Source organism: Brevundimonas albigilva (assembly GCF_023503965.1).
Classification (GTDB): domain Bacteria; phylum Pseudomonadota; class Alphaproteobacteria; order Caulobacterales; family Caulobacteraceae; genus Brevundimonas; species Brevundimonas albigilva.
Genome location: NZ_CP097298.1, coordinates 405,829 through 427,697 on the forward strand (window position 1 = coordinate 405,829; position 21,869 = coordinate 427,697).

Genomic DNA, 21,869 nt, shown 5'->3' on the forward strand with positions numbered 1-21,869 from the left:
GGGGCGGGCTGATCCAGGACGGGGCGACATGTCGTTTCTTGAAGCCATAGGCGCGCTGGACGCGCAGCGTTCGGCGCCGCTGTATCAGCAGCTTCAGCACGCCGTGCGCGAGGCGATCGAACGCCACGCCCTGAGGCCCGACGAGGCCCTGCCGCCCGAACGCGACCTGGCCCAGGAGCTGTCGGTCTCGCGCATCACCATCAGAAAGGCGTTCGACGGTCTGGTCGCCGAGGGCCTGCTCACCCGCCGCCAGGGGGCCGGCACCTTCGTCGCCGCGCGGGTCGAAAAGAGCTTTTCCAAGCTGACCTCCTTCTCCGAGGACATGGCCGCGCGCGGACGCAAGGCTACCAGCTCCTGGCTGAACCGCAGCGAAGGCGCCGTGACGCCCGAGGAATCGCTCACCCTGGGCCTCAGCCCCGGCACGCCGGTCTATCGCTTCAACCGCATCCGCTACGCTGACGGCCTGCCGATGGCGCTGGAGTATTCGACCATTCCCGCCGCCTGCCTGCCGGGGATCGAGACGGTCACCACCTCCCTCTACCGCGCCCTGGCCGAGGCCGGCTATCGCCCCAATCGCGCCCTTCAGCGGCTGCGCGCCGTGCTGTTCAACGCCGAACAGGCCGAGCTTCTGGGCACGACGGCCGGCGCCGCGGGCCTGCTGATCGAGCGCCGCGCCTTCCACAACGGCCAGGCGGTCGAGGTGACGCAATCCTACTATCGCGGCGACGCCTACGACTTCGTCGCCGAACTGAATGACGGACCGGCCTGATGCGCGCCGAGGACACCAGGATGTTCGCCGAGGCGGCCGAGGCGCCGGCCGTGGTCGCCGCTCAGCTGCGCGACAACGCCGGGATCGTCGCGACGGCGGCGGCCCGTCTGCGCGACCACGTCCCCTCCGCCGCCCTGATCTGCGGGCGCGGCAGCTCCGACAACGCCGGCGTCTTCGCCCGCTATCTGATCGAATCCGGAACCGGCGTCCTGACCAGCCCGATGCCGCTGGCGGTCAGTTCGGTCTATGGCCGCACGCCGCGCATTCCCGGCGGGGTGTGTCTGGCGATCTCCCAGTCCGGCAAGAGTCCGGACCTGGTCGCCGCCGCATCGGCCGCCAAGGCGGGCGGCGCCTTCGTCATCGCCCTGGTCAATGTCGAGGGCTCGCCCCTGTCGCAGGTCGCGGACCTGACCATTCCCCTGCGCGCCGGGCCGGAGCTGTCGGTGGCCGCGACCAAGAGCTTCATCGCCAGCCTGATCGCCGTCGCCCATCTGGTCGCCGAATGGACCCAGGACGACGCCCTGCGCGCGGGCCTTGCCGCCCTGCCCGACCAGCTGGAGGCCGCCTGGCGCCAGGACTGGAGCGCCGCCCTGCCCGTCCTGAAGGCCGCGACCAACCTCTATGTTGTCGGGCGCGGCGGCGGCTTCGGCGTGGCGCGCGAGGCCGCGCTGAAGCTGAAGGAGACCTGCGGCCTGCACGCCGAGGCCTTCTCCACCGCCGAGGTGCGCCACGGCCCGATGGCCCTGGTCAGGTCCGGCTTCCCCGTCCTGATGCTGGCCCAGTCCGACGTCACCCGCGACGACGCCGAGGACCTGGCGACCGACTTCGCGGCGCGTGGGGCGAGGGTCTTCCTGTCGGGCCGCGGCGGCGATCCCCGCGTGACCGCCCTGCCCTCCACGCCCGGCCATCCGGCGCTGGAGCCCATCCTGCTGATCCAGAGCTTCTACGGCCTGGCCGCGCGGCTGTCCGTCGCGCGCGGCTTCGATCCCGACCGCCCGCCCTACCTCAACAAGGTGACCGAGACCGTCTGATGGCCGTGAACCTGATCAACGGCCGGGTGGCGACGGCCGGCGGCGTGCGCGACGGCCTCAGCGTCGTCATCGAGCAGGGTCGAGATCGTCGCCGTGACGCCGGATCGCCCGTCCTCGGGCCAGGATCACGACCTGCGCGGCCGCCTGCTGGCGCCCGGCTTCATCGACACCCAGGTCAACGGCGGCGGCGGCGTGCTGTTCAACGACGACCCCAGCCCCGAGGGCGTCGCCGCCATCGCCGCGGCGCACCGCCGGTTCGGCACGACCGGCCTCCTGCCCACCCTGATCAGCGACGACCTGGACGTGATCGACCGCGCCGTCGACGCCGTGGAGGCCGCCATCGCGGCGGGCGTGCCCGGCGTGCTGGGCGTCCACATCGAGGGGCCCTTCCTGAACGTCCGTCGCAAGGGCATCCACGACGCCTCCAAGTTCCGCGTGCTGGACGACGACGCCGTGCGCCGCCTGACGCGGCTGAAGGGCGGCCGCACCCTGATCACCCTGGCGCCCGAGATGACCACGCCCGACATGTCGGTCGCCTGGCCCAGGCCGGCGCGCGCGTCGCGGCGGGCCATACCGACGCCGACTATCCCACGATGCGCGAGGCCTTCGGCGCCGGGATCACCGGCGTCACCCATCTGTTCAACGCCATGTCGCAACTGCAGAACCGCGCCCCCGGCGTGGTCGGCGCCGCGCTGGAGAACCAGGACGCCTGGTGCGGGATCATCGTCGACGGCCACCACGTGGATCCCGTCGCCTTCCGGCTGGCGCTGCGCTGCCGCCCGCACGACCGCTTCATGCTGGTGACGGACGCCATGCCCAGCGTCGGCGCCGACAGCGACCACTTCTTTCTTCAAGGCCGCCGAATCACCGTCAAGGACGGGCTCTGCTACGACGAGAGCGGGGTACTGGCGGGGTCGGACCTGGACATGGCCGCGGCGGTTCGCAATGCGGTCGCCCTGCTGGGACTGGACCTGTCCCAGGTCCTGGCCATGGCGTCGGCCTGCCCGGCGGCCTTCCTGGGACTTTCGGACCAGCGGGGCGCGATCGCGCCGGGCCGGGCCGCCGACCTCGTCGCCCTGGACGACGATCTGAAGGTGGTCGAAACCTGGATCGGCGGCGTCCGCGACGCCGCCTGAAGGGCCGTCAGTCCGGCAGATCTTCGGCCAGGATCGCCATTTCGAACATGAACGAGCCTTCCTCGTCCTCGTCCTCGAAGACGACGCCGATGAATTCGTCGCCGACATAGACTTCGGCGGAATCGTTCTGCTTGGGGCGCGGCTTCAGGATGATGCCGCCGGTGTTGAAGGTGCGCTTGAGGTGGCCCTCGATGCGCTTCAGGTCGGTGTCTTTCACGGCGGGCCTCGATGGTCTGGAGTTGGCCGCGGACCCTAAAGGGGTTGGGTCTTCAGGGAAACCCGTCAGATGACGAAGTCGTACACCACGTCGGCCAGCGTGTGGTCCATGGTCCGCGCCGGCTCGGCGGCGGTGGGGCAGCCGACGACGCGCGCCGGCACGCCCGCCACGGTGCAGCCCGACGGCACGGGCTTCAGCAGCACCGAGCCTGACGCCACCTTGGCGTAGTCGCCGACCTCGATATTGCCCAGCACCTTGGCCCCCGCGCCCAGCAGCACGCCCTTGCCGATCTTGGGATGACGGTCGCCGCGCTCGGCCCCCGTGCCGCCCAGGGTCACATTGTGCAGCATCGAGACATTGTCGCCGACCACCGCCGTCTCGCCGATGACGATGCCGGTCCCGTGGTCGAGGAACAGCCCTTTGCCCATGCGCGCGCCTGGGTGGATGTCCAGCTGGAACAGTTCGGAAATGCGGCTCTGGAAGTGGAAGGCCAGGGTCTCGCGCCCCTGGGTCCACAGCCAGTGCGCCACGCGCCAGCCCTGCAGCGCCTGGAAGCCCTTGAAATACAGGAATGGCTGCAACAGGTTGCGGATCGCCGGATCGCGCTCGGCCACGGCCCTCAGGTCCGCCTCGGCCGCCGCGACGATGGCCGGATCGGCGGCGTAGGCGCTTAGGCACACCTCGCGCACCGACATGGCCCCCATCTCGCCGTCCGCCAGCTTGCGCGCGATCTGAAAGCTCAGCGCCCCGGCCAGGTCGTCGTGCGACAGGATCACCGCGTTCATCTGCGATCCTAGCTGCGGCTCCTCGCGCACCGCCGCCTCGGCCGAGGCGCGCAACTGCCGCCACAGCTCCAGGCCGTCGGCTTCGGGGACAATCTCCAGCTTGGCCATCGCGGGCTCCTTTCCCGGCATCATAGCCGCCCCAGCAAGGCGCGCGCCAGCGCCGGGGGCAGTTGGCCGGTCATGGCCATATGGTAGGTCTTGTAGGCCGTCGCCACGGTCATGGCGTCCCGCACCGTCCCCCGGCCGATCTCGTCCAACAGATCGACGAAGGGGACGCGGACCACGGCGATGATCTCGGTCGGGTCCGGGTCGGTCGGCGCCGGGCTCAAGCCCCAGGCCAGCCAGGTCATGGCGATCTCGTCGGTGATGGAGTTGGACAGCTCCATCGTCAGCGCCGGCCGCCAGTGTTCGGCCCTCAGCCCCGCCTCCTCGGCCAGTTCGCGCCGCACCCCGTCGAACGGATCCTCGTCCAGCGGCGCCCCGCCCTCGGGCATCTCCCAGGAGTAGTTCGCCAGGGCGAACCGCTGCTGGCCCACCAGCACCACCGTGCCGTCGTCGTGGATCGGCAGGACGCCGGTCCCGACGTTCTTCGGCCGCATCACCACATAGTCGGCCGCCGCGCCCGTCGGCGCCGTCGCCGAATGCCGGGTTAGCCGCAGCCACGGGTTCTGAAACAGCGTCTCCTCGCCGTCGCTGCGCCAGGCCGGCGGCTTCGCCAGCCCCGCCGCCCATTTCGGTTCGTTCGCGTCCTTCATCCTGCGGGTATGGCGGACGGCGGAGCGAAAGCCTAGCTAGGCGGCATGGTCGAACTCAATCAGCCCCTGCCCCCGCCCGTCCCCTCGGCCGAGTTGCGCCGACGCCTGGCCGAGCGCCGCTCGGCCCCCGCCCAGGCCCTCATCGCCCCCGGTCCGTCCGACGCCGAGCTCGAGGAGATCCTGACCCTGGGCGCCCGCACGCCGGACCACGGCAAGCTGTTCCCCTGGCGCTTCGTCGTTCTGGGCCCCCAGTCCCGCGCCCGCATCGCCGAGCAGCTGGCCGTCCTGGCCGAGGCGCGCGACAAGCCGGCCAAGGATCAGGCCGTGCTGGCCAAGCTGACCGCCGCGCCCGTCACCATCCTGGTGATCTCGGCGCCCGTCCCCAACGCCAAGCCGGTATGGGAGCAGCAGTTGTCGGCCGGCGCCGTCTGCATGAACCTGGAACACGCGGCCGGCGCCTTGGGCTATTCCGCCAGCTGGATCACCGACTGGTACAGCTACGACCCGCAAGGCGCCGCCCTATTCGGCGTGCAGGAGGGCGAGACCATCGCCGGCTTCATCCACATCGGCGCCCTGTCCGAGCCGGCCCTTGAACGCCCCCGCCCCGATTTGTCGCTGAAGGTCACGCGTTTGCCGTAAGGCGGCGTCATAAGATGGCCCTTGTCGGATTCGCCTCGACCGACACCGCCTTCCTCCCCCAAGGCCGCGACATGGATTCCCTGCTGCAAGCCGCCGGCGACTTCGTCGCCCGCAATCACCTTTGGGCCGGGGTCATCCTGGGGCTGATCACCTTCCTGGAATCGCTGGCGGTGGTCGGCGCCTTCGTGCCGGCGACAGGGCTGCTGGTCGCGGCCGGCGGCCTGATCGCGGCGGGCGTGCTGGACCCGGGCAACGTCGTCGTCGGCTGCGTCGTCGGCGCCGTGCTGGGCGACGCCCTGTCCTACTGGGGCGGTCGGCGGTTGGGCGTGCGCTTCCTGCGCCGGCCGGTGTTCGCCCCGCACCGGCGCCGCATCGCCTGGACCCGCCTTTTTTGCCGACGCTACGGCGTGCTGTCGATCTTCGTCGGCCGCTTCTTCGGCCCCTTGCGCGCCTTCGTGCCGCTGATGCTGGGGATCGTGCGGATGCGGCAACGCGCCTTCCAGTTCGGCAATGTCGCCTCGGCCGTGGTCTGGGTGCTGGCCATGCTCGCGCCCGGCTACCTGGCCGCTCAGGGTCTGGCGCGGCTGGAGCTTCTGACCGAGGCGCACGGCCCGACCCTGCTACTGGGCGTCATCGCGGCCGCCATCCTGGCGGTCGCCATCGTCTATCGACTGGTCAAGACGCGCGTGTCGCGCCGTTCCGTCATTCTGCGCGGCGCCCTCGGCAGCCGTTAGGCGGGCTCCGGCTCGGGCCGGTGCACGATCGACACCAGCACCACCGAAATGATCATCAGCAGGAACCAGCTGCCCAGCTTGCCCAGCGACACCATCTCCCACCCGGCCGCCTGTCCCGGATAGGTCCAGGCCCGCGCGAAGGTGCCCAGGTTCTCGGCGAACCATATGAACAGCGCCACCAGGAAATAGCCCAGCAGCAGCGGCATCCCCGCCGCCGCCGGTCCGCCGTGAAGTAGAACCACCCCGGCCCGAACAGCAGCGCGGGTCGCCACGAACAGCGCGATCCGCACGTCGGGCAGCCAGTGATGGGCGAAGAAGTTGACGTAGATCGCCGCCGCCAGCACCCACGTCGTCCACAGCGGCGGATAACGCCGGACCCGGATGTGGAATATCCGCTGCACCCGCGCGATATAGCTGCCCACCGCCGCATACATGAAGCCCGAGAACAGCGGCACGGCCCCGATGCGCAGCAAGCTGTCCTCGGGATAGATCCACGACCCGTGCGCCGTCTTGAACAGCTCCATGATCGTGCCTGCGACGTGGAACAGGAAGATGACCCGCGCCTCCTCCCAGCTCTCCAGCCGAAACGCCAGCATCGCCGCCTGGATCAGCACCGCCCCCACGACCAGGAAGTCGTAGCGGCTGATCGGCGCCGTCTCGGGCCACCACAGGAAGGTGCCGACGATCAGGGCCAGCATCAGCCCTCCGAACAGGCACGCCCACCCCTGCTTCAGCCCGAACCACAGGAACTCATAAGCGTAGCGACGCAGGCGGGACCGGTCGGCCCAGGCCTCGGCCCGCGTCATCAGACGACGCCCCCAGGTTTCAACAGGCAAGCGGCGGGGGGCGTCATCGCGCTGTCATAAGCGAATGGGGCCGCGCCAGCGAGTCCTGACGGGGCGTGAGACCCTGGTCAGATTCGACATCGTCCTGTGGTAGGGTGCCGTGTCGTCCACCTTGATCCTCGAACATGATCGTCCAACGTCGAGCACGTCCATCGATCGATTGCGTCACTGTGGTCCGCGGCTATTCCGAACGCCGAGGAGAGCAAACCGGACCAGGTGTGATCTTCCCCCTGCCCGGTCGCCCGGCCCAGTTCCTCGAGGTGTATCTGGAGCAGCCCTATCGGGTCAGCGTCGATGGCGGCTCTTTCGCGACCGCGCCGGACGCGGTCTTGGTGGGACCGTCGTCCAGACACACCACCCGCCTATGGATGCAGGGGCCGGTCTCCACCTTCCATATCGCCTTCCAACCCTCCGGATTTCACCGGCTGTTTGGCCTGAACATGAGCGGCTTGGCGGACCGCGCGGCGGCGGCGATCGATCTCGATTTGCCCCCGCTCGACGACCTGGTCGCCCTAATCCGCGCTCGCCGCTCGTTCGAAGCCCGCGTTTCTTCCGTCGAGACTTGGCTACGCCGTCGCCTCGTCGATGCACGATCCCCGGACGCGATGGATCGGGCTGCGCGACTGCTTCGCCGGGCCCGTGGCGCCCCAGACGTCGGCTGGGCGGCTGAACGTGCCGGTGTTTCCAATCGCCATTTCCAGCGGCTGTTCGTCGAACGCGTGGGACTGTCTCCCAAGCTCTACTGTCGTTCCGTGCGTTTCGAGGCGGTGATGGATGCGCGGGACGCCGAGCCCCGATCGAGTTGGACCGAGTTGGCGCATCGGTTCGGATATTTCGACCAAGCTCACCTTCTTCGGGATGCTCATGCCTTCACGGGCGTCTCAGCCAGTCGCTTTCAGCCACAGTTTCAGGCCTTGTCCGATCCTTCCTAGTGCGGGGACCCGGTGTCGCTTCAGACTCCTCCAGCTTTCAAGGAGCCTCGCCATGAACCGTCGAAACGTGATGACCGCAATCGCAGGAGCGCCGCTCGTGTCCGTACTCGCCGCCCCGGCCTCCACCCTGTCCGACGACGACGTCGCCGCCGTCCGCGCCGTTCTGCAGGAATACCAGGCAGCCTGGGCCGCCAGCGACGCCGACCGGATGTATCTGTTGTTCACCGAGGATACCGAGTGGGTGAACATCGTCGGCATGTTTTGGAAAGGCAGGGCCGAAGGCTTGGCCGCTCACCGCGCCTATCTCGGAACGATGTTTCGTGGCGTTCCCCTGACATTGCAGGAGGTGCAAAGCGTCCGATCGCTTGGAAAGGACGTGATCGTGGCCGTGGTGCGATGGTCCGTCGGCGCCTTCACGACGCCGGGCGGAGATGCGCTGCCTGCTTCCGAAGATCGTATGACATTGGTTCTTGTGCGGACCCCGGACGGCCTTCGCATCGCCCAAGGCGCCAATGTTCAGATCGACCCCTTCGCGGCGCGCTTCGATCCGGTGAAGATGCGGTCGAACGCCGGTTAGAGGGCGTTCATCGACCCCGCCGGCCGCCCCGCCTTCACCCCCGCCCGCGATACGTCGGCACGCCTTGATCCGGCAACCACAGGCCTTCCGGCGCCGGACCAGTCTGCCAGAAGACGTCGATGGGGATGCCGCCGCGCGGGTACCAATAGCCGCCGATGCGCAGCCATTTCGGCTGCAGCAGGCCGGCCAGGCGCTTGCCGATGGCCACGGTACAGTCCTCGTGGAAGGCGCCGTGGTTGCGAAAAGCCGTCAGGTACAGCTTCAGGCTCTTGGACTCGACCAGCCAGTCGCCCGGCGCATAGTCGATAACGATGTGGGCGAAGTCCGGCTGGCCCGTCACCGGGCACAGGCTGGTGAACTCCGGCGCCGTGAACCGCGCCAGATACAGGGTGTCCGCGTGCGGATTGGGCACCCGCTCCAGCACGGCGGTGTCGGGGCTGGTCGGCGCGGCGGTCTGGGCGCCCAGCTGGCTGAGGCCGGAAACATCTGTGGTCATCCCCGCCATGTAGTCGCTTGCGCCGCCCCTGAAAATCCTCCTGCCTCGGGGAAGCGGACTACGAAGCAGCGGCGGGCCGTCGCAACCCAGAACTCCAGCGCAAGGCCCGGTGCTCCGCCCGGTCAGGCTCGGCCAAAGCGCGCCGGTGCGCGCAAAAGAATGTTCTTGCTTTGTTCCAATCCTGTGGCATCTTCCCTGTCATGGAAGCCGCGAAGGGAAGAGGCGCGCGTTCGAATGCGACCGGCCGTTACGAGAGCGACAGGCGTGAGAGTTTCGACGACGGCTGGACCGGCGACGACGCCGAAGTCCAGCCGCTGCGCACCGTGCTCACGCCCGAGCACGCGCGCACCATCATCGCCCGGAACGACAGTCCGGACATCGGTTTCGACCGCTCCATCAACCCCTACAAGGGCTGCGAACATGAACATGGCTGCATCTACTGCTACGCCCGTCCATCCCATGCCTGGATGGGCCTATCCCCGGGCCTGGATTTCGAGAGCCGGATCTTCTTCAAGCCCGAGGCGGCAGGTCTGCTGGAACAGAGCTTCCTCGCCCCCGATACCGCTGCAAGCGCATCCACATAGGCGGCAACACCGACCCCTATCAGCCGGTCGAGCGGACGCTGAACTCCACCCGTTCGATCCTGGAGGTGATGCAGCGGTTCAACCATCCGTTCAGCATCATCACCAAGTCGGTGCTGATCGCGCGTGACGCCGACATCCTGGGGCCGATGGGACGGGAAGGCCTGGCCTCCGCCTTCGTCTCGATCACCACCCTGGACCGAAAGCTGGCCCGCGCCATGGAACCGCGCGCCTCCACCCCGGCCAAGCGGCTGGAGGCCATCCGCCGGCTGGCCGACGCGGGTTGCCCCGTCGGCGTGGGCTTCGCCCCCGTCATTCCGGGCCTCAACGACCACGAACTGGAGGCCGTCCTGGAGGCGGCGGCCAAGGCCGGCGCGACCACCGCCATGTACGTCACCTTGCGCCTGCCGCTGGAGATCAAGGACCTGTTTCGCGAATGGCTGGCCGACGCTCGGCCCGACCGGGCCGCCCGCGTCATGTCCCTGGTCCGCCAGACGCGCGGCGGACGCGACTACGATCCCGACTGGTCGCAACGCATGAAGGGAACCGGCCCGGTCGCCGAATTGATCGGGACGCGCTTCAAGGCGGCGATCAAGCGCTACGGCCTGGACGCGCCCCGCAGGCCGCTGGACGAGACCCGATTCCGCGTGCCGCCCGACGCCCGGCCGCAGATGGACCTGTTCGACCTGCCCTCCGCGACAGTTGCCTGACCGGCAATCATCGCGCTAGCCTCGCCGCAAGCAGGAGAGAAGAGGGTCATGCCGAAGCGTTTCCGGATCGTCGGGCTGGTCCTGGCCGCCGCCCTGCCCTTGTCCGCCTGCCTGACGGCGCAGGTGCCTGGGCGCCTTCTTCTATCCGGACGCCCGCGTCGCCGCCGAGAAAATCCGACTGGAGCCCGGCGTCGACCTGCCCGCATCGGCCGAGGCCGTGGCCGTGCCCTATCCCGGCGGAACGGTCGGCGTCACCCGCGTGCGCACCGGCCGGGCGGACGCGCCGCTGATTTTGTTCTGCGGCGGCAACCTGTTCCGCCGCGCGGTCTATGGCGGAAACGCGGCCCGGAAGCTGACGCTGTTCGGCGACGTGCTGATGTTCGACTATCCCGGCTATGGCGACACGTCGGGAACCGCCGACTACGCCGGCTTCCACGCGGCGGGAGAGGCGGTCGCAGCGCTGGCCCGACGCCAGGCCGACGCCGAAGGCCGCCGCGTGATCGCCTGGGGCCATTCGTTGGGCGGGCCCGTCTGCGCGCAGGCGGCGCGGGCGATGAACGCCGACGCCCTGGTGCTGGAGGCGACCACGCCCTCGGCGCGGGCGGCGGTGGACGACATGCTGGGTTGGAAACGGGCTTTCGTCCGCGTGCGCCTGGCCCCGGCGCTTGCGGCCATCGACGTGCCCGCCGCGCTCGACGGCTACCCCGGCAAGGTGGTGGTGCTGGAAGCCGGGCGCGACAAGACCCTGCCGCCCAGCCTCAGCCGCGCCCTGGCGCGCGGGCTGGAGGCGCGGAGCGTGGCGGTGGAGCGGCTGGTCTTCCCCAACGCCGATCACCACGACATTGGCGACCAGCCCGACTTCCAGGCCCGGGTCGCGGCCGCCCTGCCCTAGTCGTCCAGCGCGCCGGGATCGATCGCGTTCGTCACCAGGTCGCGCCAGGTCGGATCGCTGGCGTCCACAAGGTCCACGTCGTCCATCAGCGCCACCGCCCCGCCGCCGTCAGGCAGGATCAGGCCCAGCACCTCCATCGCCTCGCCTTCGGCGTTCAGGTGGCTCTCGGCCTGAACCGCCACGGCCGCCTGTTCGCCGTCTTCGTCCCACCAGATCACCGGTTGCGGCAGGTCCATCGCGATCGGGCGCGGATCATCGGTGTCGGCCAGGGCGAACACCGCACGGCGCGCCTGCACGTCGTCCAGCGTGGCGATCGCGCCCGTGAACGGCGTCAGCCGCGTCCAGTCCTCGGCGTCGAACCCGCCGCTGTCCTCGTCGAAAGCGTCGCCCTGCATCGTCCCTACCGCCTGAATATCCCGACCAGTTCGACATGCGCCGACCACAGGAACTGATCGACCGGGGTCGCGCGCTCCAGTCTGAAACCGGCGTCGATCAACACCCGAGCATCGCGAGCGAAGGTCTGCGGATTGCACGACACCCCCACGACCACCGCCGCCTTGGTCCCGGCGATCTGGGCCGTCTGCTCCACGGCCCCGGCGCGGGGCGGATCGAAGACGACGGCGTCGCAGCCCTTCAGGTCGAACGGGGTCAGGGGCCGGCGGAACAGGTCGCGCGCCTCGGCCGTGATCGCCTTCAGGCCCTTGGCCGACCTCACGCCAGCCTTCAGCGCCTCGATCCCCGCCTTGGACGCATCGGCCGCGATCACCGGCGCGACGGTCGCCAGCGGAAAGGTGAAGGTTCCCGCCCCGCAGAACAGATCGGCGATCTTCCTGGCGCCGCGCACCGCATCGACCGCTCGCGACACCATGGCCGCCTCGGCGTCCGGCACGGCCTGAAGGAAGCCGCCGGCCGGCAGGGGCACGGTGGCCGGGCCGAACGCGACCTGCGGCTGGCGCGCCATGACCAGCGTCTCGCCCGCCAGGCTCAGCCGCGCCAGGTCGGCGCGCCCCGCCGCCGCGATCGCCTTCATCTGAGCGTCGCGCGACAGACCGCCGAAACGGCGCTCCACGCCCGTGACGTCGACGTCCAGCCCGGTCAGCGTCCACGTCACGTGCAGCGTCGGGGCCGACTTGGGATGCTCCAGCAGCGGCTCGGCCAACTCGGCCAGCGCCGGGATCGCCCGCATGATGCGCGGATCGGCGACGGGGCATTCCCGCACCTCGACCAGTCGCCACGACCGTCGCGCCTTGAACCCCAGCATCGCCCGTCCATCGGGGCCGCGTCGGGCGTGCAACGCCAGCCGCCGGCGGCTTCCCGCCGGAACCGCCACGGTCGGCTCGATCTCGGTCTCGATCCGCTCGCGCGCCAGGGCCTGCCGCACCTGCTCGCGCTTCCACGCCAGATAAGGCCGGTTCGCCCAATGCTGCAGAGAACATCCGCCGCAATCGCCGTACTGCGGCGAAACCGCGGCGATCCGGTCCGGGCTGGCCTCGACGATCTCCACGGCCTCGGCGCGCCCTTCGACCACCTGCGCGCGCACCGTCTCGCCCGGCAGGGTCAGCGGCGCGAAGACCGGACCGGACGGCGTGTCGGCGATCCCGTCGCCCTGCCCGCCCATGCGGTCGATCCTCAAGGTCTGCATTGGCCGCTTCTAGCCGCCCGCGCGCCTTCCGCTCAAGCGGCCAGGGGCGAAGATGAACGAAGATGAACGGCGCGCTCAACGGCCGTTCACCTCACAGGCGTTAAACCTATGAAACGGACGCGGCGTCGTTAACGTTACGCCGTTGGCTAAACAGGTTCAGGAGCCCCGCCATGTCCAAACGTCTTTTCGCCCGCGTCTCGCTGGCCGCCCTGGCGGTCGGGGCCGCGGCCCTCGTCCCCGCCGTCGCCTCGGCCCAGGGGTATTACTACGACCGCCCCGGTTATGATCCGCGCTGCGAGCAGTATCGCGACGGCCGCACCGGCGCCGGCGCCCTGATCGGCGGCGCCGCGGGCGCAGTGGCGGGGTCTCAGCTGGCCGCGCGCGGTCGCCGCACCGAAGGCAGCATCCTGGGCGGCGTGCTCGGCGCCGTCGTCGGCGGCGCGGCGGGTCGCTCCAGCGGCAACGACTATTGCCGCGGTTACGTCCGTGACGACCGCTACGACGACCGCCGCTACGACGACCGTTATGCGGATCGCTATGATCGCCGCTACGACGACCGCTATCGCGACGACTATTACCGCGATTACCGAGACGAGCGGTACGATCGCCGCGATCGGTATTATGACGGCGGCTACTACAATCAGGGCGGATACTATCGGCCGCAGGGCTACAGCTACGGCTATTCCAGCAGCTATGTCTATAGCCAGCCTACCTACAGCTACGGCTACAGCTATCGCCCCACGGTCGGCTACTACCCGCCCCGCAACAACCCCTATTATCCGCCGGTCTATACCTACAGCTATTCCTACGGATATTGAGGGAACAGAGATCGCGCCACCGGTTCTTTTTCAGCCCCCTGTCGATCGGTGTCGTGACGGGAGCCGCCGAGGGAGCAATCCCCCGGCGGTTTCTCTTTGCGGGAAGGGTCAGCCCGAGGCGCGACGCGCCCACAGCAGAAACTCGACGTTGCCGTCGCCGCCGGCGATCGGGCTTTCGGTCACGCCCTGAACCCTCCAGCCGGCGCCCTCCAGCCAATCGCTGACACGCCGGACCGCGGCGGCGCGGGCCTCGGGATCCTTGACCACGCCCTTCTTGCCGATGGCCTTGGGTCCATCCGCCTCGAACTGCGGCTTGATCAGGGTGACCAGATCCGCGCCGGGCGCCGCCAGGGCCAGGGCGGCGGGCAGCACCTTGGCCAGGCTGATGAAGCTGGCGTCGCACACGATCAGGGACGGCGCGTCCGGGATCACGGCGGGCGTCAGATCGCGGGCGTCGGTTCGCTCCAGGTTCACGACGCGCGGGTCGGCGGCCACGCTGGGGTGCATCTGGGCGAATCCCACATCCACGGCGAAGACGCGCGCCGCGCCCCGGTCCAGACAGACCTCGGTGAAGCCGCCGGTCGAGGCGCCGATGTCCAGCACCGTCCGGCCCGCCGCCTCGACGGGCCACAAGGTCAGGGCGTGATCCAGCTTCAGCGCGCCGCGTCCGACCCAGCGGTGAGCGGCTTCGGCCTCCAGCAGGGCGTCTTCCGCGACCAGTTCGGACGGCTTGGCCACCGTGCGGCCGTCAGCCCGGACCCGTCCCGCCTCGATGGCGGCGCGGGCCCGGGCGCGGGTGTCGAACAGGCCCCGCGCGACGAGGAGTTGGTCGACCCGGATTTTCACTCCCGCTCATCCCCGCGAAAGCCGGGACCCCGTTCTTTCATCCGATCCGCGCCTCGGATCGGGCGCGGCGCGACCCGCCGCACGACGGAGCGCCCAAGGCGCGGGGTCCCCGCTTTCGCGGGGATGGGCGGAACGGAAATCATCCGATCTCGCTCAACCGCGCCAGGGCGGCCTGGAGCTTGGCCTTGCCGACCTCGGCGGCGGCCAGCTTCTCGCGCTGCTCGTCCACCACCTCGGGCGCGGCGCGGGCGACGAAGTTGGGATTGCCCAGCTTCTTGTTCACGTGGCCGATGTCGCTGTCGAAGGCGGCGATCTCTTTTTCCAGCCGCGTCTTCTCGGCCGCCAGGTCGATGATGCCCGCCAACGACAGGGCCGCCGTGGCGCCGCCCGAGACGAAGGTAACCGCCCCCTCCGGCGCCGCCTCGGCGGTCGCGATGTCCGAGACGCGCGCCAGGGTCAGGATCAGGTCGCGGTGGCGCGCGATCCGGGCTTCGGTCGCCCCATCCGGCGCGACGAAGGTCAGCGGGGGCTTTGCGGACGGCGGCACGTTCATCTCGCCGCGCAGGCCGCGGATCTCGGTGACCAGGTCGACCAGCCAGCCGATCTCGGCCTCGGCGGCGGCGTCGACGAAGCGGTCCGGCAGATCGGGCCATTGCGCGCCGATCAGCAGGGTCTCGCGCGCCGGCCCCTCCTTGCCCAGTTCGGCCCACAGCTCCTCGGTGATGTAGGGCATGACCGGATGCAACAGCTTCAGGATCTGGTCCAGGGTCCAGGCGGTCATGGCGCGGGTTTCGGCCTTGGCGGCCTCGTCCGAACCGTTGAACACCGGCTTGGCCAGTTCCAGGTACCAGTCGCAGAACACGTTCCAGATGAAGCGATAAAGCGCGCCCGCCGCATCGTCGAACCGGCCGCCCTCGATGGCGTCGGATACGGCGCGCTCGGCCTTGGTCAGTTCGCCCCTGATCCAGCGGTTGATGGTCTGTTCGACGGGGGCGGGATCGAAGCCCTCGACGCGGCGCGCCTCATTCATCTGGCTAAAGCGGGCGGCGTTCCACAGCTTAGTGCCGAAGTTGCGATAGCCCTCGATCCGCTGCTTCGACAGCTTGATGTCGCGCGTTCCCGAAAGGATGGCCATGGTGAAGCGCAAGGGGTCGGCGCCCAGTTCGTCGATGATGCCCAGGGGGTCGATGACGTTCCCCTTGGATTTCGACATCTTCTGGCCCTTCTCGTCGCGGACCAGTCCGTTGATGATGACCCGCTTGAACGGGACCTCGTCCATGAAGTGCAGGCCCATCATCATCATCCGGGCGACCCAGAAGAAGATGATGTCCGCCGCCGTGACCAGGTCGCTGGTCGGATAGAAGCGTTCCAGATCCTCGGTCTTTTCCGGCCAGCCCATGGTCGAGAAGGGCCACAGGGCCGAGGAGAACCAGGTGTCCAGGACGTCCTCGTCCTGGGTCAGGGCGACTTCGGAATCATAGTCCGCCATCGCCTGTTCGCGGGCGTCGTCTTCAGTCTCGGCGGCATAGATCTCGCCGTTCGGGCCGTACCAGGCCGGAATACGGTGGCCCCACCACAGCTGGCGCGAGATGCACCACGGCTCGATGTTACGCAGCCATTCGAAATAGATTTTCTCGTAGGACTTCGGCTCGAACACTGTGTCGCCCTGTTCCACCGCCTTCAGCGCCGGCTGGGCCAGGGCGTGGGCGTCGACGTACCACTGGTCCGTCAGCCACGGCTCGATGACCACGCCCGAGCGATCGCCGTGCGGGACCATGTGCCGGGTCTTTTCGATCTCGCGCAGCCAGCCTTCTTCCTCGGCGCGGGCGACGATGGCCTTGCGCGCGGCGAAGCGGTCGAGGCCTTGAAGTTCTTGGGGAATGGCGAGGAGGGCATCCTCCTCGTTCCAATCCGTCTGCATCCAAGCCGCATCTTCAGGCGATTTGGCAAGATCAAGCCGATCACCGTAACTGAGCTGCGCCGTATCAACGATACTTGCATACTCATCCAAGATATTGATGCGAGGCAAGTTGTGGCGCTTGCCCACGCCGAAGTCGTTGAAATCGTGCGCCGGCGTGATCTTCACCGCGCCCGAACCCTTGGTCGGATCGGCGTAGTCGTCGGCGACGATGGGGATGCGGCGTCCGGTGATCGGCAGGATCACGGACCTGCCGACCAGCCCCCTGTAGCGTTCATCGTCCGGATGAACCGCCACGCCGGTGTCGCCCAGCATGGTTTCCGGCCGGGTCGTGGCGACGACGATGAAGTCGCGCGTCTCCCAATCCGTCGCCTTGCCGTCCTCGTCGAAGGCGACGGGGTGCTGATAGGTCACGCCGTCGGCCAGCGGATAGGCGAAATGCCAATAGGCGCCGTCGACCTCGCGCTGCTCGACCTCCAGGTCCGAGATGGCGGTCTGGAAATGCGGGTCCCAGTTCACCAGCCGCTTGTCGCGGTAGATCAGGCCTTCCTTGTGCAACTGCACGAAGACCTTGCGCACGGCGGCGTTCAGCCCCTCGTCCAGGGTGAAGCGCTCTCTCGACCAGTCGCAGCTGGCGCCCAGGCGGCGCAGCTGGCGCACGATGGTCCCGCCCGACTCGGCCTTCCACTCCCACACCTTCTCGATGAAGTCGTCGCGGCCCATGTCGCGGCGGCCGGCGTTCCCCTCGGCCGCCAGCTTGCGCTCGACCACCATCTGGGTGGCGATGCCGGCGTGGTCCGTGCCGGGCAGCCACAGCACCGCCTTGCCCTTCATCCGGTGATAGCGGGCCAGGATGTCCTGCAGCGTATTGTTCAGCGCATGGCCGATGTGCAGGCTGCCCGTCACGTTCGGCGGCGGAATGACGATCGAATAGGCGCCCGCCGCTCCATCGGTGCGGGGCGCGAACAGGCCGCTCTCCTCCCACTGGGCGTAGAGGCGCGGTTCTGCGGCCTGGGGTTCGAAGGTCTTCTCAAGCATCTTGGCTCTTTGTCTTGTCGCTCTTGGGGCGCGGCGCCGGGGCGGATCGAATGCGAAAGGGCGGCCCCGCCGGAGCCGCCCTCGAAATAGTCTCGGATGAGGCGAAGGGCTAGCCGGCGCTGCGGGCGATGCGTTCGACTTCCTTGCGTACCTCGGCCTCGACGATGGCGGGCAGGTTGGCGTCCAGCCAGTCCTTCAGCATCGGGCGCAGCATTTCGGCGACCATGGCCTCGACAGTGTTGCCGCTGACGAAGGGAATGGCGTTCGACCCGGGCGACGGCGCCGGCTCCGGCTTCTTGAACGAGGCGTGCAGGCCGGCGAAGGCCGAGGCCGCGCTGGCGGCCGCGCTTTCGCCCACCAGGGCGTCATAGGCCGGAGCGGGCGCGGGCTCCGGGGCCGGCGACGGGGCGGCGGCCGCTTGCTCGACCGGCGGCGTGTAAACGGGCTCGTCGACCGCTTCCGAGACGTCGAGATCGCCGATGCTTTCGGCCGGCGCCTCATAGCGGTCGGTCAGTTCCAGGACGTCGTCATCCGCCGCAGCCGTCTCGGCGACCGGCTCGGGCGCGGAGGCGGCGATCGGCGCGGCCTCGGCGGGCACGTCCGGCTGCGGCTCGGGCGCCGGCGCGGCGGCGGGTTCGGCTTCGGGCGTGGCGGGGGTGTCGGCCGGCGCCTCGTCCTCGGAGATGATCCGGCGGATCGACGCCAGGATCTCCTCCATCGTCGGTTCCTGGGGGGACTGGTCGGTCATGAGGCACCCTTGCGCGAAGCCTGGCAAGACTCGCCGCGCCCGGCTTCAGGGCCGCTCGCCGCGAACGATTCGACGCCGGATGAGGTTCTTCCGACTCCGTATGGATTGTCGTCGCATCAACGCCCGTCGGAATCAACGGGCGTTTTGGCGAAGCGGCGCCGGAAGCGACCTCAGTCGCGAGGCGCCGTCTGGACCACCTCGCCCTTCAGCTGACGATCGACGGGCGCGTCGGCGGCGTCCACGGCGGACACGATGGGCGGAGAGGCCACGCGATCCAGCGTCTCGACCAGGCCGTCCCACGGCAGTCCGCCGCGATGCTGGACGCGATCGAAGTTGGCGGCCGGATCGTAGGTCTCGATGGTCGGGTTGAGGGTCGGCCCCTCCAGCCCGCCCATCGCCGCCAGCAGCGAGGCGCGCGCGACGTATTCGGCGGCGCGGGCGTTGGCCAGGGCGGTCTGCGCCGAGCGCAAGGTCACTTCCTGGTTCAGCACGTCCAGGGTGGTGCGCAGGCCCACCTGCGCCTCCTGCCGAACGCCCTCGGCGGCCACGCCGGCGGCGCGGACGGCCTCTTCGCCCGCCGCGACGTTCGAGCGGGTCGACAGCACCTGGGCGAAGGCCGAGCTGACGTCCTGCAGGGCGGCGCGGCGCTGGCCCTCGACCGAAATCTGGGCGGCGTTGGCCTGTTCCAGGGCCTGGGCCACCCGCGAGCGGTTCAGGCCGCCCGTGAACAGCGGCACCGACAGGGTCGCCCCGGCGGAGAAGGTGCGGCGGTCCGCCAGTTCGTCCAGATTGCCCAGGTCGGTCGCGGAGCCCCCGTAGGAGGCGGTGGCGCGCACGGACGGCATATATTCGGCGCGCGCGGCGGCCACGGCGGCCTCGGCGGCCTGCTGGTTATACACGGCGGACAGCACGCCGGGGTTGGCGGCCAGGGCCGTTTCCAGCGCCACGTCGAAGTCGGCCGGAATCTCGGGCAAGGTCGGCGCGGCCTCCAGGTCCGCCGGCGCCTGGCCCACCACGGCGGCGTAGGCGGCGCGGGTCGTCGACAGCTGGGCCTGGGCGCTGGCCAGGTCGGCTTCGGACTGGGCCAGGGAGGCTTCGGCCTGGGCGACGTCGGTGCGGGTCACCTCCCCCACCTCGAAGCGGGCGCTGGTCTCTTCCAGTTGGCGCTGGAGGACGGTCAGGTTTTCCTGGCGGATGCGCAGGATTTCCATGTCGCGGGTGACGTTCACATAGGCCTGGATCACTGACAGCATCACCTGCTGTTCGATGTCGCGCAGGTTCTCGCGGCCCGCCAGGACGCTGGCGTTGGCCTGATCGATGGCGCGGGCGGTGCGGCCGCCGGTCCACAGGTTCTGCGACAGGCTGACGCCGACGTTGGCGCCGTCGGTCTCAGACGAGGATGTCGTCACCTGGGTGTCGGGGATGCCGTCGCCGTTGGTGTCCACGAACTGGGTGAGGGCCGGAAAATCGCTGCGCGTATAGTCGACGCCCGCCGAGGCGCTCAGCGTCGGGCGCAGGCCGGAACGGGCCTGGACGACGGTCTCGTCCAGGGCGCGTTGGTTGGCGCGCTGGGCCAGCAGACTGGGGTTGGTCTGATAGGCCAAGGCGATGGCGTCCTGCAGGGTCTCGGCCCAGGCCGGCGCGGCCAGTCCGGCCACCAGGGCGACCACAGCGGCCGAAGCCAGCGCACGAGAGCGATTCAGCATTGTTCGTCCTTCGCCTGACGCCCCCGGGGACGTCGAATGTTCTCCAGCGTAACTGCGGCTTGAACCGACCACACGCCAGTTAAGTTTTTTCACGCTCGACCGGCCCGAACCCGTCGCGGGCGCAGATCTTAGAGCGCGAAGGTGGGCGCCGGCGTCAGCGCCGCAAGCATGGCGGGCGCGGAATCGAACAGTTCGCGACGCGACAGCCCTTCGCGGCCCTTCACATACAGGGCGGCCTTGCCCACGGCGCTGCGCCGCTCGACCACCACCATCCGACCGCCGGGACGCAAGGCCGCGCCCCACGCCTCGGGGGCGGACACCACCGCGCCCTCGCAAACGATCAGATCCCAGTTCTCGCCGACCGGCTGATCCAGCGGCGCCAGAACCGTCTCGGCGCCCTCGGCCGCCAGGGCGGGAGCGACGATGTCCAGCACCGCCTGGTCCGCTTCCTGCGCGGCGACCTTCAACCCCATGCGCGCCAGAACGGCGCCGGCGTAAGGCGCGGCGATGGCCAGGGCCCGCTCGCCCCTCGCGGGCCTCGGCCGCCTGCAGCAGCTTGGCCACGTCCCGGGCCGGCATCAGCTTGCGCTCGCCCGCGATTTCCACCGCCCCGTCGGCATAGGCGGCGAAGGCCCGATCCGGCGCGCAGAAGGCTTCGCGTTGAACGGTCAGCATGGCGGCGTGGATGTGGCGATCGGTGACGTCGTTCACGCGGACCTGCGAATCGACCATGGCCTTGCGCGCGGCGGTGAAATCCATCTTGGCAGCCTTTGACATTAGTTCCGGGAGGAATTCTGCGGCGCTTATAGGTCCGTGCGTTGCAGCGGACAATCCGATCTGATAGCGAACGCCCCTCGCGATGACCGCCCCCGTTCCACGGGGTCTCGGCGGCCTGATGGCGGAGTGGTGACGCAGAGGACTGCAAATCCTTGCACCCGGGTTCGATTCCCGGTCAGGCCTCCATCGCAAGCATCAAGAAGGGCGCGGCCGTCGGGTCGCGCCCTTTGCTTTTCGGCCCTTGCCTCAGCCCGACAACGCCGGACTGGTCAGGTGGTGCAGCGCCACCGCGCTGGTCGCCGCCACATTCAATGAATCGAAGCCGCCCTTCATGGGTATGCCCACCGGCCGGCAGCGCGCGATCACCGACGTCGGCAGTCCTGGGCCTTCGGTCCCCAACAGCACGGCGACGGGTCCCTGGCGCCGAAAGCCGGCCAAGGTTTCCCTGGCCGAGGGCGTGAAGGCCAGGACTTCCACGCCGGCCGCATGCAGCCGGTCAAGGATCGCTTCCAGCGGTTCGCCCGTCGTCATCGGCGTGCGCAGCACGGCCCCGACCGAGACGCGGATGGCCTTGCGGTAGAAGGGATCGCAACAGCGGTCATCCAGCAGCACCGCCCGCGCCCCGAACGCGGCGGCGTTGCGAAACAGTCCGCCCATATTGTCGTGATTGCCGATTCCCGCGGCCACGACGAAGACATCGTCGGCCGCGACGCGCGAAATCGCCGCCGCACGCTGGCCGCCCTCGGGCTTTTCACCCAGCGCCAGTATCCCCGGTGAAGCGGAAAGCCGGCGATCCGGTCCAGCACAGGCTGACTGGCGCAATAGACGGCGGCGCCGTCCGGCCACGCGGCGATCAGGTCCGCTAGCGCGCCGATCCGCTTGTCCGCCACAAGCAGGGCCTGCGGACGGCACAGCGAGGCGGATGACGCCAGCACGCGCACCACCACCTCCCCTTCGGCGATGAACAGGCCCTGGCGACCGGTCAGATCCCGCTCCCTGATGTCGCGAAACGGGGCGACGCGCGGATCGTCGGGGTCTGTGATGGAGATCGGATGATTTTGCACATTTTCCCCGTTGCACGACTCGAAGCCCCGCTGCTATAGGCCCGCCTCCCGAGCATGTTCCGCGGTAGCTCAGTGGTAGAGCAGCCGACTGTTAATCGGCTGGTCGTAGGTTCGAATCCTACCCGCGGAGCCACTCGGTTTTTCCCCATTTGACAATGTCATGCGTCGCGCGTTCCAGCGTCGGCGCCGGCATGAAGAGTCCACGCCGCCGGG

General features: G+C 69.3%; 22 protein-coding genes, 2 tRNA genes and 2 pseudogenes. 13 read left to right on the forward strand and 13 right to left on the reverse strand.

Translation table 11 applies throughout. From position 1 onward, the window contains the following. Positions 1 to 28: 28 nt before the first annotated feature. The 3 genes and pseudogenes from MU852_RS02105 (at position 29) to nagA (ending at position 2,936) form a co-directional block, all read left to right on the forward strand. Positions 29 to 769 (forward strand): GntR family transcriptional regulator, encoded by a 741-nt coding sequence (locus MU852_RS02105; protein WP_249750822.1) that lies wholly within the window; start codon positions 29 to 31, stop codon positions 767 to 769. Next, entirely contained in the window at positions 769 to 1,800 is a 1,032-nt protein-coding gene (locus tag MU852_RS02110; protein ID WP_249750823.1) for an SIS domain-containing protein, read from the forward strand. The genes MU852_RS02105 and MU852_RS02110 overlap by 1 nt, the downstream gene beginning before the upstream one ends. After that, positions 1,800 to 2,936: pseudogene (gene nagA, locus MU852_RS02115) on the forward strand (N-acetylglucosamine-6-phosphate deacetylase). The gene MU852_RS02110 and the pseudogene nagA overlap by 1 nt, the downstream one beginning before the upstream one ends. A gap of 7 nt (positions 2,937 to 2,943) precedes the next feature. Here the strand turns inward: nagA and MU852_RS02120 are convergent. The 3 genes from MU852_RS02120 to MU852_RS02130 form a co-directional block, all read right to left on the reverse strand. Next, the gene (locus MU852_RS02120) at positions 2,944 to 3,153 is read right to left on the reverse strand and encodes a DUF3126 family protein (RefSeq protein WP_249750824.1); all 210 of its coding nucleotides are present in this window, start codon (positions 3,151 to 3,153) and stop codon (positions 2,944 to 2,946) included. Between the two features lie 65 nt (positions 3,154 to 3,218). Further along, positions 3,219 to 4,046, reverse strand: coding sequence for a serine O-acetyltransferase (gene cysE / locus MU852_RS02125; protein WP_249750825.1), 828 nt, complete (start codon positions 4,044 to 4,046; stop codon positions 3,219 to 3,221). A 20-nt stretch (positions 4,047 to 4,066) separates the two neighbouring features. Continuing rightward, entirely contained in the window at positions 4,067 to 4,693 is a 627-nt protein-coding gene (locus MU852_RS02130; protein WP_249750826.1) for an NUDIX domain-containing protein, read from the reverse strand. Between the two features lie 45 nt (positions 4,694 to 4,738). On the opposite strand from MU852_RS02130, the gene MU852_RS02135 reads away from it, so the two are divergent. Both MU852_RS02135 and MU852_RS02140 read left to right on the forward strand, forming a co-directional pair. Then, a complete protein-coding gene (locus MU852_RS02135) occupies positions 4,739 to 5,332 on the forward strand; it encodes a nitroreductase family protein (protein WP_249750827.1) in 594 nt (197 codons plus the stop codon). 14 nt (positions 5,333 to 5,346) lie between these two features. Further along, complete coding sequence (locus MU852_RS02140; protein ID WP_249750828.1) at positions 5,347 to 6,066, forward strand: DedA family protein; 720 nt, start codon at positions 5,347 to 5,349, stop codon at positions 6,064 to 6,066. On the opposite strand, the gene MU852_RS02145 is transcribed toward MU852_RS02140, so the two are convergent. Beyond that, a complete protein-coding gene (locus tag MU852_RS02145; protein WP_249750829.1) occupies positions 6,063 to 6,872 on the reverse strand; it encodes a DUF817 domain-containing protein in 810 nt (269 codons plus the stop codon). The genes MU852_RS02140 and MU852_RS02145 overlap by 4 nt on opposite strands. 257 nt (positions 6,873 to 7,129) lie before the next feature. Here MU852_RS02145 and MU852_RS02150 point away from each other — a divergent pair, with 257 nt between their 5' ends. Together MU852_RS02150 and MU852_RS02155 are read left to right on the forward strand one after the other, a co-directional pair. Beyond that, entirely contained in the window at positions 7,130 to 7,843 is a 714-nt protein-coding gene (locus tag MU852_RS02150; protein WP_249750830.1) for a helix-turn-helix domain-containing protein, read from the forward strand. A gap of 52 nt (positions 7,844 to 7,895) precedes the next feature. Continuing rightward, positions 7,896 to 8,420, forward strand: a complete 525-nt coding sequence (locus MU852_RS02155) for an SgcJ/EcaC family oxidoreductase (RefSeq protein ID WP_249750831.1) — start codon at positions 7,896 to 7,898, stop codon at positions 8,418 to 8,420. A 34-nt stretch (positions 8,421 to 8,454) separates the two neighbouring features. On the opposite strand, the gene queF is transcribed toward MU852_RS02155, so the two are convergent. Continuing rightward, a complete protein-coding gene (gene queF, locus MU852_RS02160; protein WP_249750832.1) occupies positions 8,455 to 8,916 on the reverse strand; it encodes a preQ(1) synthase in 462 nt (153 codons plus the stop codon). Positions 8,917 to 9,116: 200 nt separating this feature from the next. On the opposite strand from queF, the pseudogene MU852_RS02165 reads away from it, so the two are divergent. Together MU852_RS02165 and MU852_RS02170 are read left to right on the forward strand one after the other, a co-directional pair. Beyond that, positions 9,117 to 10,207: pseudogene (locus MU852_RS02165) on the forward strand (PA0069 family radical SAM protein). Positions 10,208 to 10,424: 217 nt separating this feature from the next. Continuing rightward, positions 10,425 to 11,099: an alpha/beta hydrolase gene (locus MU852_RS02170; protein WP_249750833.1), complete on the forward strand. Its 675-nt coding sequence runs from the start codon at positions 10,425 to 10,427 to the stop codon at positions 11,097 to 11,099. Here MU852_RS02170 and MU852_RS02175 read toward each other — a convergent pair. Next, positions 11,096 to 11,494 (reverse strand): hypothetical protein, encoded by a 399-nt coding sequence (locus MU852_RS02175; RefSeq protein WP_249750834.1) that lies wholly within the window; start codon positions 11,492 to 11,494, stop codon positions 11,096 to 11,098. The genes MU852_RS02170 and MU852_RS02175 overlap by 4 nt on opposite strands. 5 nt (positions 11,495 to 11,499) lie before the next feature. Beyond that, on the reverse strand, positions 11,500 to 12,741 hold the full coding sequence (locus MU852_RS02180) for a class I SAM-dependent RNA methyltransferase (protein WP_249750835.1): 1,242 nt from the start codon (positions 12,739 to 12,741) through the stop codon (positions 11,500 to 11,502). 170 nt (positions 12,742 to 12,911) lie between these two features. Between MU852_RS02180 and MU852_RS02185 the strand changes: the two genes are divergently transcribed. After that, the gene (locus MU852_RS02185; protein ID WP_249750836.1) at positions 12,912 to 13,559 is read left to right on the forward strand and encodes a glycine zipper 2TM domain-containing protein; all 648 of its coding nucleotides are present in this window, start codon (positions 12,912 to 12,914) and stop codon (positions 13,557 to 13,559) included. Between the two features lie 108 nt (positions 13,560 to 13,667). Here MU852_RS02185 and MU852_RS02190 read toward each other — a convergent pair whose 3' ends face one another. From MU852_RS02190 to MU852_RS17655, 5 genes are all read right to left on the reverse strand, one after another. Next, on the reverse strand, positions 13,668 to 14,399 hold the full coding sequence (locus MU852_RS02190) for a TlyA family RNA methyltransferase (RefSeq protein WP_249751833.1): 732 nt from the start codon (positions 14,397 to 14,399) through the stop codon (positions 13,668 to 13,670). 145 nt (positions 14,400 to 14,544) lie between these two features. Then, on the reverse strand, positions 14,545 to 17,361 hold the full coding sequence (locus MU852_RS02195; protein WP_249750837.1) for a valine--tRNA ligase: 2,817 nt from the start codon (positions 17,359 to 17,361) through the stop codon (positions 14,545 to 14,547). 109 nt (positions 17,362 to 17,470) lie between these two features. Then, entirely contained in the window at positions 17,471 to 18,109 is a 639-nt protein-coding gene (locus tag MU852_RS02200) for a DUF2497 domain-containing protein (RefSeq protein ID WP_249750838.1), read from the reverse strand. Between the two features lie 170 nt (positions 18,110 to 18,279). Next, positions 18,280 to 19,815 carry a TolC family outer membrane protein gene (locus tag MU852_RS02205; protein WP_249750839.1) on the reverse strand — a complete coding sequence of 512 codons (1,536 nt, stop codon included), beginning with the start codon at positions 19,813 to 19,815 and terminating at the stop codon, positions 18,280 to 18,282. Positions 19,816 to 19,943: 128 nt separating this feature from the next. Then, positions 19,944 to 20,288: a hypothetical protein gene (locus tag MU852_RS17655; protein ID WP_347342326.1), complete on the reverse strand. Its 345-nt coding sequence runs from the start codon at positions 20,286 to 20,288 to the stop codon at positions 19,944 to 19,946. A gap of 34 nt (positions 20,289 to 20,322) precedes the next feature. Between MU852_RS17655 and MU852_RS17660 the strand changes: the two genes are divergently transcribed. Together MU852_RS17660 and MU852_RS02215 are read left to right on the forward strand one after the other, a co-directional pair. Then, positions 20,323 to 20,589 (forward strand): hypothetical protein, encoded by a 267-nt coding sequence (locus tag MU852_RS17660; RefSeq protein ID WP_347342327.1) that lies wholly within the window; start codon positions 20,323 to 20,325, stop codon positions 20,587 to 20,589. A gap of 115 nt (positions 20,590 to 20,704) precedes the next feature. Next, positions 20,705 to 20,778: transfer RNA gene (locus MU852_RS02215), tRNA-Cys, on the forward strand. A gap of 60 nt (positions 20,779 to 20,838) precedes the next feature. On the opposite strand, the gene MU852_RS02220 is transcribed toward MU852_RS02215, so the two are convergent. Beyond that, on the reverse strand, positions 20,839 to 21,438 hold the full coding sequence (locus MU852_RS02220; RefSeq protein WP_347342328.1) for a TrmH family RNA methyltransferase: 600 nt from the start codon (positions 21,436 to 21,438) through the stop codon (positions 20,839 to 20,841). 276 nt (positions 21,439 to 21,714) lie between these two features. Here MU852_RS02220 and MU852_RS02225 point away from each other — a divergent pair. After that, positions 21,715 to 21,789: transfer RNA gene (locus MU852_RS02225), tRNA-Asn, on the forward strand. The last annotated feature ends 80 nt before the right edge of the window (positions 21,790 to 21,869 follow it).

Excerpts from the sequence above, each read along its gene's own strand:
- MU852_RS02105 (WP_249750822.1), top strand. The coding sequence starts at position 29 with ATGTCGTTTCTTGAAGCCATAGGCGCGCTGGACGCGCAGCGTTCGGCG.
- MU852_RS02110 (WP_249750823.1), top strand. The coding sequence starts at position 769 with ATGCGCGCCGAGGACACCAGGATGTTCGCCGAGGCGGCCGAGGCGCCG.
- cysE (WP_249750825.1), bottom strand. The coding sequence starts at position 4,046 with ATGGCCAAGCTGGAGATTGTCCCCGAAGCCGACGGCCTGGAGCTGTGG.
- MU852_RS02130 (WP_249750826.1), bottom strand. The coding sequence starts at position 4,693 with ATGAAGGACGCGAACGAACCGAAATGGGCGGCGGGGCTGGCGAAGCCG.
- MU852_RS02135 (WP_249750827.1), top strand. The coding sequence starts at position 4,739 with ATGGTCGAACTCAATCAGCCCCTGCCCCCGCCCGTCCCCTCGGCCGAG.
- MU852_RS02140 (WP_249750828.1), top strand. The coding sequence starts at position 5,347 with ATGGCCCTTGTCGGATTCGCCTCGACCGACACCGCCTTCCTCCCCCAA.
- MU852_RS02145 (WP_249750829.1), bottom strand. The coding sequence starts at position 6,872 with ATGACGCGGGCCGAGGCCTGGGCCGACCGGTCCCGCCTGCGTCGCTAC.
- MU852_RS02155 (WP_249750831.1), top strand. The coding sequence starts at position 7,896 with ATGAACCGTCGAAACGTGATGACCGCAATCGCAGGAGCGCCGCTCGTG.
- queF (WP_249750832.1), bottom strand. The coding sequence starts at position 8,916 with ATGACCACAGATGTTTCCGGCCTCAGCCAGCTGGGCGCCCAGACCGCC.
- MU852_RS02175 (WP_249750834.1), bottom strand. The coding sequence starts at position 11,494 with ATGCAGGGCGACGCTTTCGACGAGGACAGCGGCGGGTTCGACGCCGAG.
- MU852_RS02180 (WP_249750835.1), bottom strand. The coding sequence starts at position 12,741 with ATGCAGACCTTGAGGATCGACCGCATGGGCGGGCAGGGCGACGGGATC.
- MU852_RS02185 (WP_249750836.1), top strand. The coding sequence starts at position 12,912 with ATGTCCAAACGTCTTTTCGCCCGCGTCTCGCTGGCCGCCCTGGCGGTC.
- MU852_RS02195 (WP_249750837.1), bottom strand. The coding sequence starts at position 17,361 with ATGCTTGAGAAGACCTTCGAACCCCAGGCCGCAGAACCGCGCCTCTAC.
- MU852_RS02200 (WP_249750838.1), bottom strand. The coding sequence starts at position 18,109 with ATGACCGACCAGTCCCCCCAGGAACCGACGATGGAGGAGATCCTGGCG.
- MU852_RS02205 (WP_249750839.1), bottom strand. The coding sequence starts at position 19,815 with ATGCTGAATCGCTCTCGTGCGCTGGCTTCGGCCGCTGTGGTCGCCCTG.
- MU852_RS17655 (WP_347342326.1), bottom strand. The coding sequence starts at position 20,288 with ATGGGGTTGAAGGTCGCCGCGCAGGAAGCGGACCAGGCGGTGCTGGAC.
- MU852_RS17660 (WP_347342327.1), top strand. The coding sequence starts at position 20,323 with ATGGCCAGGGCCCGCTCGCCCCTCGCGGGCCTCGGCCGCCTGCAGCAG.